Annotated in this window: 13 protein-coding genes; all 13 read right to left on the bottom strand. The window is 65.1% G+C overall.

What is annotated here, in order from left to right; all coding sequences use genetic code 11:
• Positions 1-12: 12 nt before the first annotated feature.
• The 13 genes from HS961_RS15375 to cpaB all read right to left on the bottom strand — a co-directional run bounded on the left by HS961_RS15375 (position 13) and on the right by cpaB (position 14618).
• Entirely contained in the window at positions 13-1290 is a 1278-nt protein-coding gene (locus HS961_RS15375; protein ID WP_182323434.1) for a glycosyltransferase, read from the bottom strand.
• A gap of 26 nt (positions 1291-1316) precedes the next feature.
• Positions 1317-2747, bottom strand: coding sequence for a sigma 54-interacting transcriptional regulator (locus HS961_RS15370; RefSeq protein ID WP_182323433.1), 1431 nt, complete (start codon positions 2745-2747; stop codon positions 1317-1319).
• Between the two features lie 45 nt (positions 2748-2792).
• The gene (locus HS961_RS15365) at positions 2793-4637 is read right to left on the bottom strand and encodes a TadE/TadG family type IV pilus assembly protein (protein WP_182323432.1); all 1845 of its coding nucleotides are present in this window, start codon (positions 4635-4637) and stop codon (positions 2793-2795) included.
• 14 nt (positions 4638-4651) lie between these two features.
• Entirely contained in the window at positions 4652-5158 is a 507-nt protein-coding gene (locus HS961_RS15360) for a TadE/TadG family type IV pilus assembly protein (RefSeq protein ID WP_182323431.1), read from the bottom strand.
• Positions 5155-5706, bottom strand: coding sequence for a TadE/TadG family type IV pilus assembly protein (locus HS961_RS15355; RefSeq protein ID WP_182323430.1), 552 nt, complete (start codon positions 5704-5706; stop codon positions 5155-5157). The genes HS961_RS15360 and HS961_RS15355 overlap by 4 nt, the downstream gene beginning before the upstream one ends.
• A gap of 22 nt (positions 5707-5728) precedes the next feature.
• Positions 5729-6172: a DUF3613 domain-containing protein gene (locus tag HS961_RS15350; protein WP_182323429.1), complete on the bottom strand. Its 444-nt coding sequence runs from the start codon at positions 6170-6172 to the stop codon at positions 5729-5731.
• An 18-nt stretch (positions 6173-6190) separates the two neighbouring features.
• On the bottom strand, positions 6191-7207 hold the full coding sequence (locus tag HS961_RS15345) for a tetratricopeptide repeat protein (RefSeq protein WP_182323428.1): 1017 nt from the start codon (positions 7205-7207) through the stop codon (positions 6191-6193).
• A gap of 2 nt (positions 7208-7209) precedes the next feature.
• Entirely contained in the window at positions 7210-8205 is a 996-nt protein-coding gene (locus HS961_RS15340; RefSeq protein ID WP_182323426.1) for a type II secretion system F family protein, read from the bottom strand.
• Between the two features lie 118 nt (positions 8206-8323).
• On the bottom strand, positions 8324-9304 hold the full coding sequence (locus HS961_RS15335) for a type II secretion system F family protein (protein ID WP_182323424.1): 981 nt from the start codon (positions 9302-9304) through the stop codon (positions 8324-8326).
• A complete protein-coding gene (locus HS961_RS15330) occupies positions 9301-10623 on the bottom strand; it encodes a CpaF family protein (protein ID WP_182323422.1) in 1323 nt (440 codons plus the stop codon). The genes HS961_RS15335 and HS961_RS15330 overlap by 4 nt, the downstream gene beginning before the upstream one ends.
• A 7-nt stretch (positions 10624-10630) precedes the next feature.
• Complete coding sequence (locus tag HS961_RS15325) at positions 10631-12082, bottom strand: AAA family ATPase (protein ID WP_182323420.1); 1452 nt, start codon at positions 12080-12082, stop codon at positions 10631-10633.
• 4 nt (positions 12083-12086) lie between these two features.
• Positions 12087-13484, bottom strand: coding sequence for a type II and III secretion system protein family protein (locus HS961_RS15320; RefSeq protein ID WP_182323418.1), 1398 nt, complete (start codon positions 13482-13484; stop codon positions 12087-12089).
• Between the two features lie 99 nt (positions 13485-13583).
• Complete coding sequence (gene cpaB, locus HS961_RS15315) at positions 13584-14618, bottom strand: Flp pilus assembly protein CpaB (RefSeq protein WP_182323416.1); 1035 nt, start codon at positions 14616-14618, stop codon at positions 13584-13586.
• Positions 14619-14632: the final 14 nt, after the last annotated feature.

Genomic DNA, 14632 nt, shown 5'->3' with positions numbered 1-14632 from the left:
ACAGATCCGGTATCAGCGCGGCGCCACCAGCGGCGCCTTGCGGTTGGTCATCGCCCGCTCAAACAGCGCCATAAAGCGGGGTGCCACCTTGGCGATATGGTAGGCCTTGCCGGTCTCTAGCGCGGCCTGGGCATAGCGCTGGCGCCGGGCCGGATCATTGCGCAATTGCCGTATGGCGTGGATCCAGTCGTCGTCGTTGTCGGGCAGCAAGAGGCCGTTGACATTGTGGGCAATCAGCTCGGGCGCAAAGCCCCAGTTGGAGCCGATCACGCAGCCGCCGCGCGCCAGGATCTCCATCAGGCCCCAGTTGGCCACGCCATAGCGCAGCGGGTAGAGAAACAGATCAACCTCGGCCAGCAGCGCCGAGAACTGGTCATAAGGCAGGTGGCCGGGGAACTCGATCACATCAGCCGCCGGGTAGACCTTGAGCAGATGGTCGCGAAAACTCTCCACCTTGCCGCCGTAGCGCCGCTCCACCCACTGCTGCTCATAGCCATAGGTGGAGGCCTTGGCATCGCCAATGGCGATAAAGCGGGTGTTCTGGTCATCACCTTCGCGCACCATGCGGTCTACGAGCCGGATATAGGTCTCAAAGCCTTTGGCGCTGGACAGATCGCGCGCCGAGAAGGCGATGGTGAAGGGCTTGCTGGCATCTGCCGCCTGGGCCGTCGCATCGCCGCCCGCGCCAAAATTGCGCAATGGCGGCTGGATATCAAAGCCCTCGAACTGCACTGCGATCCGGTCCTGCAGCAGCGGCGGGAACATCGAACGTGCATAGGCGCTGGGCACAATGGTGAGGTCGCTGCACAGTACCTGGTGAAAGCTCAGCATCTCAGTATTGCGGTCGCCCAGGCGCTGGGCCTGGTCGGGCGGGTAGGCGGCATCCCAGCCATGCGCCAGGTAACTGGGGAACTCGATATAGCTGATGATGGCAGCATCCAGCTCGCCAAACAGCCAGTTGGGGGCGCCCCAGAGCGAATGGGCCACCACCACATCGATCTTGCGGCCTTGCGCGGCCTCAAAGTCTTCCAGCGCCTTGAGCACGCCCCGGCAGATGCGCGCCGAGCGCTCGACCTTGTCCGAGTAGTAGTAGCTCTGGGGGCCGACGATCAGGCCATCGGGCTGGAAGGACAGCAGGTGGTCGCAGTGCTTCTCATGGTTGGCCTTGTGGCCGGGCGTGGTCATGAACCAGGCATCTGCCAGGCCCTGGGCACGCAGGTGGCTGCACAGGAGGCTGTACTGGCTCGGGTATACCGCGCCTACAAAAACGATCAGGGGTTTGTCTGTCATGGTCGGCACAGGTTCAGCGTCAAAGGTCACAGGGGCAGGTGGTCGTTGGCTTGCGCGGCGGCCGGTGCCATCGGCACCAGCGGTTCGCCGTCCGAGATCTGGTACTTGCGCATCTTCTCCCACAGCACCTTGCGGCTGATGCCCAGCTGCTGCGCGGTGTTCTGGCGCTTCCAGGCATTGGCATGCAACGCTTCGATGATGCGGTTGCGCTCCTCCTGATCCCAGTTGCTGCGGTCGGCCAGCAAGGGCTCTGCCGCATGGGGCTCCAGCGGAAAGGTAGTGGCAGACAGGCTCTGGGCCTGCTGCAGCAGGCGCTCGGTGGCGCCGCCGGCGTGCCAGTCCTGGGTTTGGCGCGCGGCCACACCAATGCGCTCGGCCAGGTTGCGCAGCTCGCGCACATTGCCGGGAAAGTACATCTGCGCAATGGCATCCAGGATGAACATCGGCGGCCCGCCCAGGCGCTCCATCATCTCCTCGCCCACCACCTTGCGCAAAATGCTGTTGAAGATGGCCAGCTTGTCGACCTCGCCGCGCTCTTCCAGGCTGGGCATCTGCAGCTCGATCACCGCCAGCCGGAAGAACAGATCGGCCCGGAACTTGGCCGCATGCACCAGCTCGCGCAGCGATTTGTTGGTGGCCGCTACCAGGCGGAAATCCAGCGCCACCGGCGAAGTGGCACCCAGCCGGGTGACCGTTCGCTCTTCCAGCACCCGCAGCAGCTTGACCTGCTGGTACAGCGGCAGGTCGGCGATTTCATCCAAAAACAAGGTTCCGCCATTGGCCTGCTCAAAAAATCCTTTGTGCGCCGTCACCGCGCCGGTGAACGAGCCTTTGGCATGGCCAAAGAACAGGGATTCAAACAGGCCATCGGGAATCGCCCCGCAGTTGACCACCACAAAGGGCCCCTGGCCATAGTGCGTGTTCCGCTCATGCAGGCGCTCGGCAATGCGCTCCTTCCCGGTGCCCGTCTCGCCAAAGATCAGCACGCTGTGCTCGCAGTCGGCAAAAGTGTCCACATCGCGCAGCAGGGCGAGCATGACCTCGGCCTCGGCGATGATGTCGTCGCCCCGTGGCTGCTTGTGCTTGGTGCTTTGCAGGCGCCGCACAATGCGCACCAGCATGGCCCGCAGCTCTGCGCCGGTAAAGTCAAACGGCAGCACATGCGAGTACTCGGTCGCATAGCTGCCCGGCCCTTCGCCGCGCGGCTTGGCGCTGACCCACAGCACCGGCATGCCGCCAAAATTGCCCTCCATCCCCTGGCGCGTAAAGCGCGCACCTTCCAGCACCGACACACTCACCACCGCAATGGCATTGCCCCCCTGTGCCACTACGGGCGACAGGGTCAGGCCATCGGCGCGCACCACATCCACATCCAAGTTGACCATGCAGCGTTCCACCCGCTCTGCAATATCTGCTTGGCCTTCCCAGACGTAGATGACCAAATCGTTCTGATTCACGTTCTATTCCCTCGGTATTTCATATCGCTGCGCTCACTCCTGTCTTTATTGCACGATCTGAGCGGTATCGCATTGGATGCCCAGCAGATCCACGCTGGCGCGGCCCAGCTCAATGCCCAGGCCCTGCAGCAGCAAGTCCAGCGCGCCGCCAATGGTGTTGAGCAGGGGGGCGAGCAGGGCGGTGACCACCGTGACCACCACATTGAGCAGCGCATTGAGGCCGCCGAGCAAGCCACCCAACAGCCCGCCAAGCAAGCCGCCCAACACGCCGTAGTACTCGGCGTTCTGCACATCGCCTACCAGGGCGGGTACCTGCTTCAACAGGTTGCTGACGGTCGTGCCCAGCCGCAGTCCGTTGGGGCCGCTGGAGCGCTCCACATCCACCTGCATGCCAACCAGGCATTCGTCCACATTGCTGCTGTTGTAAGGGCAGGCTTGGGCGTTGGGCGGCGATGTATATGAGGCGCCTTGCAGCAGCGAGGTGGACAGCTTGCTTTGCACGCGCAGGCCGCCCAACAGGTTCAGCAGGTTCAGGTCCACCAGTTCGGTTTTCTGGCAGACGCCATTCGCGTTCAGCTGGCCAATGCAGACATCGCCAATGGCGGAGCGCACGGAGATATTGGCCCGGCGGTCATTGCGGGCTGGGCTGCACTGGATGGCCTCCAGAGTGCCGGTGCTGCGCACCAGATCGACCTGAATGGGAATGTGCACCCGGATGCCCAGCAGATTGCCCAGCAGCGCCGTCAGCAGACCGGGCGTGGCCACATTCTTCTGCTCGCCGATATTGACAGTCAGGCGCACCTGCGCGCTGCGGGCCTTGGTCTGGCCATTGGCCGGGCCGATAGCGTTGCGCGGCGGCTCCACCACGGTCAGGTTGGCATCCAGAATGCCGGGCAGCCCCAAGCCCAGCGCCACACTGTTGGTGCCATTGGCGGCCACCAGGTGGGTGCGCACCAGGTCGCCCAGGCCGATAGCGGCATCCAGGCCCGCACCAATCGGCGATGCGGCACCGCCGGCGGAGATGACGGCCAGCAGGCCCTTGTCGCCCCCCAGCGGCAGCTTGACGTTGGCAAGCTGGAAGGCCGCCAGGTAAGCGCGCAGATCGACCAGCGCGGCAATGCTGACACCGGCATTGAGCAGGCTGTCGCTGCCGGCATTGATCGCCGCATCGATCAGGTCGATCACCGAGGCGTTCACATTGGCCAGGTCATTCGGGGTGAGCAGGGCCAGGTCATTGACGCCAATGGGCAGGCCCAGCACTTTTAGCAAGCCCGAGGGCGTAATCTTGGCATTGGCGATGCCGTCCTTGTCGAGCACGGTCAGCCGCTGGATGTCCAGCCCCACCGCCGCAGTGATGCGCCCGAGCAGCCCGTTGTTGTTGAAGCGCAGCAGCTGTGAGCCGATCGAGAAGGCGGCCACCGGCTCACTGTCCTTGGCGGCAGTGGCGGCCGCTGCTACCACTCTGGAGCCGATAAAGGGCACCAACTGCAGCACCTCGCCCTGCAGCTGCACGCGCACGGCATTCATTGGGCTGCTGTTCAGGCCAAAGCGCAGCGCATCGGCCTTGCTGCTGTCCCAGTGGCCGCAGTCGATGCGGCGCTGTTCCTGGTCCAGCGACAGGCGCAGCTGGGTGGTCACGCTTTGGTTGGCGGCGGTCTGGCCGAGCCCGCAGGTGGCGGAGTTGCCATAGGTGATGGCGTTGACGGCTTCCAGCGCGGCCACATCGGCGATGCGTTGCAGATCCCGCTTGGCGTAGTACATATAGCCAATCTGCACGGTGCCCAGCAGGGTGACCAGCACAGCAGCGAGCAGCGCAAACTGCACCAGCACGGCGCCGCGCTGTGCCAAGGGCATGCGGCGTTGGGGGAGCGGGGGGCCATAGGCGGACATGGTGTTGATCCTCCTCACAGCAGCGATGCAAAGTGCACCACGCTTTTTTCGTAGAGCTGCCGGGGCTCGGTCACCCACTCCCCCTGCGTGCCAAACAGCGGGGCGAGTTGGTAGCGCAGTTCAAAACTGGCGCTGCCCGTGCCCGTGCTGGGGCAGGCCGCTTGCCATTGGATGGCGCCCACGGTCAGCTGGTCGGCCACTGTGCCGGGGATGTCACTGCGCTCCAGGCTGGAGCGCACCGATTGCGTCACCCGCAGCTGGATGGTGGCGCGGTTGGCCGTCCCCTTGCTAGGGTGGCAGGGGTCGCTGACGCCCGCCGCCAGCACGCCCAGAATGGCACGCGCCCCATCACCGGCCGCTCGCGTGAGCGACTGCTGCGCCTGGAAGGCCCGCCAGTACACCGTCACCCCCAGCAGCATGACGACCATGAACACCGCAATCAACGCGAACTCGATGGCCGCGACGCCACGTTGTTGTTGCAGCGAGCGCCGTGTGGGGAGTCTCAGGCAGGGCTGCTTCATAGCATCCTCCGATCTACCAACATGCTGGCCTGGGCCTGCAGGCTGGCGGGCAGTACCAGGCCCAAACCGGGGATGGCAGGGGCAATGGCACTTTGGCGGTAGTTGGCGATGCGGTAGCTGACCAGCACCAGGCAGGGGGTTTCGATATTGCAGTCCAGCGCCGGGTTCAGCGCCGTGTCCTGGTTGCAGGCGGTGTCTGCCAGGTGGCAGAGGGTGAAGCCGATATCCCCCTCAGCCGGCCGCAGCTCGGGCGGCAGCCAGCTGAGCGCATTGGCCGTGGTGCGGCGCGCCTGCAAGCTGCGGAAGGCCCAGGTGGGCGGATTGCTGCCGATGATGGTGGAGCTCGGGTAGCGCAGCGCTGCCCGGGCCCCTTCCTCGACCGCGTACTGCATCGACTGGCGCACCAGAAAAGTCAGCCCATAGCAGACGATGCCGTAGAGCAGCGCAAAGAACACCGGGAAAATGATCGCCCACTCCAGCGCATACACCCCGCGCTGCTGGCGCGAGCGCCTGCAGCGGTGCATGGACGGAGGTGGGTGCAGGCGCATGGCGGGCTCCTGGGGCCTGGGCTTATTGCTTCACATCCAGGCCAGTCTCAAAGCGCTCGGGGATCTTGGTCTCAAAGCTCTTGAGATAGCGCTGGTAGCTGCGGCTGGCTTGCTCGCCATCGATGGGGCGGGGGTGTGCGCCACGCGAGGCCGTCTGCATGGCCAGCAGGCGCTCGGTGGCGTTGCCGATGATGATCGGGCGGCTGCGCCAGATGACCGGGTTTTCCAGCGAAAGGTTGCTGTTCTCCGTAGCCAGTGGGATGTAGGGCTGCGTGGCGGGCGAAGCGCGCTCGGGGACCTCCACCACCGGCGCTTGCCGGCTCAGATCCAGGCTGGGAACCTCGGCTTCGACCGATGCCACAGCGCGGCTGGATTCGGCATGGGCGGTGTGGGCTGTGAAGCCCGCGCAAGCAGCAAGACCCAGCAGAACGGCACGCCAGGTGGGGAAAGAAAGTGAAGGTGACATGGAAAACTCCTGGTGGTGCTAAGGCGCGATGGGGCGTGCCGGAGGCGCGGCGATGTGCGGGCTGTCGTCGCCAGCGGCTGTGCTGCGCAAGGCAGTGGGCAGGGCAGTGCCATGGCCCGCAGCAGGCAGGTCGGATGGCGCTGAAAAGGGGGCTGCAGCGGGGGCTGTAGCCGGAACGGTAAGCGGGCTGGCCGCAAGCGCCGCACTGCCCACCAAGGGCGCAGCAGCTGGTGCAGGCGCTGGCAACTCAGCACCATTACGCCGGCGCATGGCGGTCTGCACGGTCTGCAACTGGGCCTGCAAGGTCTGCATCGAATTCGCGTCGATCAGTGCAGGCACATTCTTGGCAGGTGGCTGGCTGAGCTTTTGCAGCAGCTGTGAGGCCTGCGCCTTCTGGTCGCTGGCCATCAGATACAGCGCCAGGTTGAGCTGCACGCGTGGGTTGGCCGGGGCGAGCTGCGCTGCTTGCAGTACCGGCAGGTGGGCGGCCTCCGTCTGGCCATCCAGCATATGGGCGTAGGCCAGGTCGCTCAGCACATCGGCATCGATCGGGTTGATCTGGCGTGCCATCTCCAGCTGCGCAATGGCGTTGGGGTACTGGCCCTGGCTGGCATACAACAGACCCAAGCCGCGCCGGGCACGCGCCACCGTGCTGCTGTCGGGATCCGCCAACAAGGCCTGGTAACCCTGCTCAGCCAGTGGTCCTTGGCCCGTGTTGCGCAGTGCATCGGCGCGCATCAGCCTTATCTGCGGCTGGCTGCCATATTGGCGCTCAAAGGCCTGGGTGTGGGCCAGCGAGGCATACCACTGGTTGGCCTGCTGCATCTGGCGGATCAGGTTCAGGTAGGTTTGCTGTGGGTCGATCTGGGTCAGCTGCGCGGCTTTTTCCATTTGCTGCTGGGCCTGGGCTGCCGTGCTTTGCTCCGCCGCGCCATAGCCTTGTGGGCGTTTGGATGCGCAGCCGGTCATCAGCGCGGCGGCCAAGGCCAGCAGCGGCATTGCCCTTGTTCGGATGCTGCCGAAGTTATGGTGCATGTTTATTTCCCTCCCATCGTCGACAGTGAGCGGATCACCGCGGTAAAGCCGGGGCCAGCAGTGATCACGATCAAGGCTGGCAACAAGGTCAGCACCATCACACCGGTCATCTTGACCGTTATCGTGCCAATCTTTTCCTTGAAGTTGGCCTGGCGCTTTTCGCGCAGGCGAACACTGAATTCGCGCAGCGGCTCCTGTACCGCGCCACCATGCCGGTCCACCTGCACCAGCAGGTTGACGACGGCACTCATATCATCGTCGGCCCCCAGCATGGCCAGGCGCTGCAGCGATTGCTCGCGTGTGCGGCCCGAGCTGTAGAGCCGGTTCGCCAAGCCCAGCTCGGCACTCAGCACGCAGAGCACACTGCCAAACTCGGAGGCCAGAATATGCAGGCTCTGGTCAATGCTCAGGCCCACGCCTTGCAGCAGGCGCAGCAGGTCGACAAACAGCGGCAGTTCCTCCACCACCTGCTTGCGGCGATTAGTGGCTTTGGAGCGCAAGTACCACTTGGGCAGCATCAGCCCCAGCCCGAATGCCAAAAAGGCGTAGATCATGGCCTTCAGGCCTTGAGGTTGCAGAAGCAGCAGCACGAGGGCTGGCAAAACCAGGCACAGCACCGTACGCCAGGCGACAAACATCAAGCCACCACGCGCCATCTCGATACCCGCTTGCTCCATCAGCTTGCGGTCTTCGTCGGCAAACAAGGCTTTGGACAGACTGCTGTCCAACCAGGCCGGGCGCTTGAGGCGGTCAATGACCTGTTGGGTGGCATCCTGCTCAGATTGCGATGAGGTGCTGGGCAAAGGCATCGCTTGCAGGCCGGGCATCGGGAATGGCTGGATAAGGCCCCCTGCTGCCTCCCGCTGCTGCAGCAGTTGCGCCACCCGTTGCTGAGCCCGGGCTGTGCGCTGTTCGCGGCGCAGCAGCAGGGTGGCCAAAATCCCCAGACCCAGGCATGCGAGTACCAGGCTGGCGATCCAGAGTTGTTGGCTGCTCATGGGCGTCCTCCCTGGCTGCAAGCGCTGATGTGCTGAACGCAATTCAGCCCCTCTGCGCAGGTCCACCCAGAAGTCAGACAGTCGCGAAGCATGTTCTGTAGGGTCATCTGTCGGCTCCTTACCTCAGGCGCGCCAGGCGGTACAGCAGAAAAGAGCCAAATACCTCCAGCCCCGCTGCGGCATAAATCATCTTTTGGCCCGTGCCGTCGTTCCACATGCGCATGAAGTAGCCCTGGTTGAGCAGCATGATCAAGGTGCCCACGACGATGGGCAGCAAGGCCAGTACCCAGGCAGAAAGGCGGACCTCGGCCGACAGCGCATGCAGCTCGCGCTCGGCTGACTGGCGGTCGCGAATGTAGGCCGATACGCGTTCGAGCACCTGGTCAACCCGTCCGCCATAGCGCGTGCTCATCCGGAAAACAGCGGCAAGCAAGCCAAATTCGGGCAGCTTCCAGGTGCGCTCCAACTGGCTCATGGCCTGCCCCAGATCCGGCGAGACGCTGAGCGATGCATTGACATGCTGCAGTGCCGAACCCAGTGGTTCGGTCACATTGCCGCTGGCAAACTGGAAAGCGGCATGCGGCGAATTGCCAATCGAGATCAGCCGCACCATGTTGTCCAGAAAACCGGGCAGCTGGGAAAGCATCTTGGCGCGACGTTTGCTGACGCGGTGCCAGATACCAAACCAGGTCAGTAGCGTATAGACCGCGAACACCAGCACAGCCGGCATCGCTCCCGCCTGCAGCGCGACCAGCGCGCAGATCCCCAGGCCTAGCATCGCGATCAGCACCAGGCTGCGAGGTGCCATGCCCCAGGCGCCAAAGCCCAGCCGGTCATAGAGCCATTGCCGCGCCGTGGGGGTGGAGGGGGGCAACGACAGGCCAGCCGGAGCACTTGCGGAACCTGGTGCCATGCCCGGCATGGGCATAGCCGGCGAGGCAGCCAGCAGATCGCGCTGGATATCGCGGCTGCGCTGCATATGCCCCGCAATCGATTGCTGTGCCTGCTGCTGATGTGCACGCGAGAACAACCACAGCGCCAAGGCCAGCAAGCCGCAGGCGACTGCGCCAATGACCAGGACGGCGGGGTGCAGGTTCATCGCGTCCCTCCGTTGCTGCTGGCTTGCTGGCCCCGCCACCAGGCCAGCAATTTGGGCGAATGGGGCGAGATGCCCATGGAAGCCCAGTGGTCCTGCTCCTGGCCATCCGGCCCCGTCTGCGCTTCGTAGCGGTAGAGCTCCTGGGTGGAGATCATGTTGTCCGTCATGCCGGTCACTTCGGTCAGCGACAGCAGGCGGCGCCGGCCATTGGAGAGGCGGCCGATTTGCACGATAAAGTCCACCGCATTGGCAATCTGGCGGCGCAGGCTCACTTCGCTGCCCTGAAAGCCGGCAAAGCCGGCCAGCATCTCGGCGCGGTAGAGGCATTCACGCGGCGAGCTGGCATGGATGGTGCCCATGGAGCCATCGTGGCCGGTGTTCATCGCCTGCAGCAGTTCCAGCACTTCGCCACTGCGCACCTCACCGACGATGATGCGGTCCGGCCGCATGCGCAGGCTGTTGACCAGCAGGTCGCGGATGCTCACATGGCCTGAGCCATCAAAGCTGCCCGGGCGGCTCTCCAACCGCACTACATGGTTGTGGTTCAGAGCCAGCTCGGCGGTGTCCTCAATGGTCACGATGCGCTCGTTGCTGGGGATAAAGCTGGCCAGCGCGTTGAGGAGCGAGGTCTTGCCCGAGCTGGTGCCACCACTCACAAGGATATTGCAGCGGGCCTTGACGGCCATCTCCAGAATGCGGCAGATGTCTTCGTTGAAGCTGCCCAGCTGCACCAGGTCCTTGGGGGTCAGCGGATCCTTGCGAAACTTGCGGATCGAGACGGTGGGACCATCGATGGCCAGTGGGCCGATGATCACATTGATACGGCCGCCATCGGGAAGGCGGGCATCGACCATGGGGCTGGACTCGTCCAGCCGCCGGCCCAGCGGTGCCAGAATGCGGCGCACGATGCGCAGCACATGCTCGTCGTCCTTGAAGTGCGAGGCTTCGCGCTCCAGCAAGCCGCCGCGCGAGACATAGATGTCCTGGTAGCCATTGATCAGCACATCCTCGACGCGCGGGTCTTCCAGCAGCGGTTGCAGCGGGCCCAGGCCGGTCAGCTCGCGGCTGAGCGCCTCGGACACTTGCCGGGCCTCCTGCTCATTGACGGGTACCGCATGCAGGCGGATAAAGCTGTCCAGCTCCAGCTTTACAAACTGCGCAATCGCCGCCTGCGACCAGCGGCCAAACTCCGCGCCCAGCTCCTCGATGCGGCTGAGCAAATGCTCATAGGCATGGTTCTTCAGATCAGCGAGCAGCTGGGCATGCTGCAAGTTCTCGTTGGCAGCCGAGGCGGAGGTGTGGTGGTCCGTGGTCGTCATAGGGTGTTCACTGTCCGCGCAGGCGATGGAGAAGGTATTGCAAGGGTCCGACCGCGCTGCTGCGGTGGCCCAGGCGCTGTGGGTGGTGCTCGGCCAGCAACTGCTCAGCCAACTGGCCAACGGCCTTCACATAGGGCTCGCTGCGGCGCTGCGCCTGCAGCAGCTGGCCCCGGTTGACCTCCTGCATCAAGGGGCGGCGTCGCTCGGGGATGCTGGCCAGCAACGGCAGCTGCAGCTGCGCGGCCATGTGCGCAGCCGCCAGCTCCAGCCGGCTGTCGTGGCGGTTCACAATCAGCTCGATGCGCTCGGGCGCAATGCCGATGGCCTGCAATTGCTGCAGCAGCTCGGCCGTCCAGACCACGCTGGCCACACTCTGGTCGCAGACCAGCCAGATTTCGCTGGCTTGGGGCAGCACCTCGGCCATCAGCGGCAAGGGTGTATCGGTACCCAGGTCCAGTACCAGGTGCTCAAAATACTGGCCCAGGCGCTGCACCAAGGCATCAATCTCGCCCGCTGCGGGCGGCGCGGCATGGCGGGGCATGGTCAGCAGCCTCAGGCCACTGGGGTGGCGCGACAGCGCACTGGCCGCCATGCGCTTGTCCAGGCGGCGCTGCTGGCTCAGCGCATCGGCCAGGCTGAACTCGCCCGGTGTGTTGAGGTAGATGGCGCAGTCGCCGCCGGAGCTGCCCATGTCCAGCAACAGCGTGTGCAGCGATTGTTCGTCGGCCGCATGGGCGGCGGGTGCAGCGGCCTTGGGGGAATGCGCGGGGCTCAGGCCTTCTTGCAGATGCCAGGCCAGGTGGGATGCCAGCAGGCTGCAGCCCAGGCCTGCCCGCGCCGACAGCAGCGCAGTGATGGGCGCGGCATCGGCACGGCGGTGGTCCACGGCGGCAGGGCGCGCCAGCAATTGGCTGATCACGCGCTGGGCCGGCTCCATCGGTGCATCCAGGTCGAGAAAATCCTGCACGCCGGCGCGCAGCGCTGCCAGCAGGCACTGGGCATCCTGTGCATGGCCAATTGCCACCCTCGGAATATGCGGAAATGTCTGCTGCAGCTGGCCCACCAGTGCGGTGGCCGCCTCGACATTCGAGCAGTCGAACTGCACCAGCACCGCCTGGGGCTGCAGGTGCTGCACCTGCTCCACCACCGTATAAAGGCTGGGCGCCAGGTGGGGCTGGGCACCGCCGAGCAGGCGCTGCATCCAGACCAGTGCCAGCGCACCTTGCGGCTGGGGGGCTTGGACCAGCAGCAAGGGCACGGTGGCTGGGTTGTCAGTCGGGTGTTCAGTGCTGGCAGGTACCGGCGTCAGCGATGGGGGCACGGCGCGCAAGGCTGGGCGCTCTGCGGCATCCGCTGGCGCAGGTTTGGCCTGCCCGGGCCTGGGGGTGAGCAGGTCGGCCAGCGACGGGTTCTCGGCCGCTGGGCCTGCGCTGTGGGGGGCGAGAGAATCCTTGTTCATGGCATCAGTACGAAAAGCCGGGCAGGGGCGAGTTGGCATAGGGCGCGCCCACGGCATACGGTGCCCAGACGCCAGCAGCGTTGGGCCGCTCTTGCTGGGCGCCGGGCAGCAGTGCCTCCAGGTTAGTGCCCGCTGGCAGCGGCTGCACCAGGCGGGGGGTGACGATGATCACCAGCTCGGTCTCTTCCTGCGAGTAGTTGAGGTTCTTGAAGAAGGTGCCCAGAATGGGAAGGTCGCCCAGCAGCGGCACCTTGTTGACGTTGGACAGGGTCGAGCGGCTAACCAGCCCGCCAATGACAAAGCTCTCGCCATCGGCCAGCTCGACAAAGGTGTCGGCACGGCGAGTGCGCAACGCCGGCACCGAAATGTCGTTGATGGTCACGCCCTGGGTGTAGTCCAGGTCGCTGGCCTCGGGCGCCACCTTGAGCGCGATGCGCTCGTTGGACAGGATGGTGGGAGTCAGCTGCAGCTTGACGCCAAACTCCTTGTACTGGATGGAAATATTGTTGCTGCCGCCACTGGGCACGGGGATGGGAATTTCTCCGCCGGCCAGGAAGCTCGCAGTCTGGCCGCTTTGGGCCACCAGGGTGGGCTTGGCCAGCACACGCGCCAGGCCATTGCCCTCCAGAAAACCCAGCTGCGCGGTGATGCCCCGACCACTGAAGGCCCGCCCAAAGCCGAGCACCAGGTTCATCGCGCTGGCAATGGCGGAGGTGCCTCCGTCGCTGCCGCTGCCGCTGTTGCTGCCACCGCTGGATGAGCCACTGCTGCTGCCATTGCTGCCTGGGGTATAGACCCCGAACTGGAAGCCATGGTCATTGGCGCCGCCGCTGTTGAGCTGCACGCCGGCACGCCGCATCGCTGATTTTTTGAACTCCACCACCTGTACATCGACCTGCACAGTGTTGCTGCGCACATCGATCTGGGAACGGTCCGCCAGCGGGGTGCCCTTGGGAGCCATCACGGCCAGTTCTGCCGCAGCACGGGCATGCTCGGGCATGGAGGACAGGCGGCGCTCGAGCAAAAGGCGCGGTCCGCTGACAACCACATTCCAGGTTTGGGGCTCGCCCTGGCTGGGCCAAACCATCAAGGTGGTGCTGCCTGCCGTCTTGGGGGTCAGCAGCAGCTCGGCATGGCGGGCGGGGCGCTGGCTTGCTGCCTTGCCTGCGGCGGGCTTGCCGGTCTGGGGCAGTTCTCCCAGCACCTGCACATCCAGCACCGCAGGGTCGCCAATGGCAATGCGTGCAATGGCGATGCCGGGTTTGAACAGTTGCTGCTGGCCTTGCACCAGCGCCAGGGGCTGCGCGCTATGGGCAGCGGGCGTCACAGTCTGGGCCTGCACGGCCAAGGCGCTGACCAGCAGGGGCAGCCCGGCGGCGGATGCGAGTGCGGTAGTTCTCATAGTCGGTTCCCTCGTCTGTCTCGTTCTGGTTCCGGGCCTTGCGGGCCCGTGTGCGCCTGTGCTGGCGCGGTCAACCGGGGCTGACAACCCCAGCTGCCATCAATAACGTACGGTCTGCACGCTGCCGCCTTGGTACACCTCCAGCGAGCGTGGTGGCGCAATGGGCGCAGCTGAAGCGGGCGCCTTGGCCTGCGTGATAGTGGGAGGGCGGCGCGCCGGTTTGCTGTCGGCCCCCGTTGCCAGGTCCTTGAAGCGCAGGCCGGCAAAGGAGCGGTCGATGTCCTGCAACTGCTCGCCCTTGGCCAGCTTGCCCGCCACCGGCTGCAGCGCGGTGGGCAAGGTGGCGAACAAGGCCGGGTCGGGCACGCGGCTGTCATCGGGGTGGCGCAGTGCCAGGCTGAGCTGGCCATATTTCTCGGCCAGGGTCAGGCGCTCCACATCTTGCAAGGGCACGGCCAGCACGGCGGTGGCGGCATTGCGCGCCGCCTGGGCGTCTTGCGTATTGCGCCGGGTCGCGTTGCTACTGCCGGTCTTGGCAGCCTCTTGCTCTTCCTGCTGGCGCTGGGTCTGCGTGAGCGGTGGGTTTTCAACACTCGCTGCCCCATAGGCCAGCACACGGCTGCGTGCCAGCAGCAGCCGGGTCTGGCTGTCGACCTCGGCCGCGTCGGTCTTGCCATCCAGGGTGAAGAACACATCGACAAAATCGCCGGGGCGTACATGGTGGCCTGCGGCCATGGCCTCGCGGATGCCGACGGACACCGCGCGCTGGCCGGGCTCGACCTGCAGCGCCAGGCCACTGATCAGTTGCTGCTCAAAGAGGGGCGCATCGGGCGCAAGAGCCATCGTGGTGGTGCGTCCCAGCAGTTCATCAGTCGTAGCGAAGCTAGAGGCCACCGCCACCGGCAACTGGGCGATCTTGAGATCATCAGCCACCAGTCGTTGGCCAGCGGTAATGGCTTTGGCGGCCACCACAACGGCGTAGGTCGTCGCAGCTTGGTTGGTCGCGCCGCTGCTGGCGTCCGTGATCGGTGCAGCGGGTCGATTCGCCGACTGGCGACCCAGCAACAATGCGCCCAGCCCCAGGGCCAAGGCCAGTACCAGCAGCAGGCCGGCAAGTATCTTGGTGAGGTTCATGGTCGGGGGCTCCT

It is taken from the genome of Comamonas piscis (assembly GCF_014109725.1).
Lineage (GTDB): Bacteria > Pseudomonadota > Gammaproteobacteria > Burkholderiales > Burkholderiaceae_C > Comamonas > Comamonas piscis.
The sequence above is the reverse complement of the archived record's forward strand: the minus strand, read 5'-3'. Positions and strand labels throughout refer to the sequence as shown.

What these genes read in the sequence shown, in the direction of transcription:
- HS961_RS15375 (WP_182323434.1), bottom strand. Translation starts at nt 1,290, where the DNA reads ATGACAGACAAACCCCTGATCGTTTTTGTAGGCGCGGTATACCCGAGC.
- HS961_RS15365 (WP_182323432.1), bottom strand. Translation starts at nt 4,637, where the DNA reads ATGTCCGCCTATGGCCCCCCGCTCCCCCAACGCCGCATGCCCTTGGCA.
- HS961_RS15360 (WP_182323431.1), bottom strand. Translation starts at nt 5,158, where the DNA reads ATGAAGCAGCCCTGCCTGAGACTCCCCACACGGCGCTCGCTGCAACAA.
- HS961_RS15355 (WP_182323430.1), bottom strand. Translation starts at nt 5,706, where the DNA reads ATGCGCCTGCACCCACCTCCGTCCATGCACCGCTGCAGGCGCTCGCGC.
- HS961_RS15350 (WP_182323429.1), bottom strand. Translation starts at nt 6,172, where the DNA reads ATGTCACCTTCACTTTCTTTCCCCACCTGGCGTGCCGTTCTGCTGGGT.
- HS961_RS15345 (WP_182323428.1), bottom strand. Translation starts at nt 7,207, where the DNA reads ATGCACCATAACTTCGGCAGCATCCGAACAAGGGCAATGCCGCTGCTG.
- HS961_RS15340 (WP_182323426.1), bottom strand. Translation starts at nt 8,205, where the DNA reads ATGAGCAGCCAACAACTCTGGATCGCCAGCCTGGTACTCGCATGCCTG.
- HS961_RS15335 (WP_182323424.1), bottom strand. Translation starts at nt 9,304, where the DNA reads ATGAACCTGCACCCCGCCGTCCTGGTCATTGGCGCAGTCGCCTGCGGC.
- HS961_RS15330 (WP_182323422.1), bottom strand. Translation starts at nt 10,623, where the DNA reads ATGACGACCACGGACCACCACACCTCCGCCTCGGCTGCCAACGAGAAC.
- HS961_RS15325 (WP_182323420.1), bottom strand. Translation starts at nt 12,082, where the DNA reads ATGAACAAGGATTCTCTCGCCCCCCACAGCGCAGGCCCAGCGGCCGAG.
- HS961_RS15320 (WP_182323418.1), bottom strand. Translation starts at nt 13,484, where the DNA reads ATGAGAACTACCGCACTCGCATCCGCCGCCGGGCTGCCCCTGCTGGTC.
- cpaB (WP_182323416.1), bottom strand. Translation starts at nt 14,618, where the DNA reads ATGAACCTCACCAAGATACTTGCCGGCCTGCTGCTGGTACTGGCCTTG.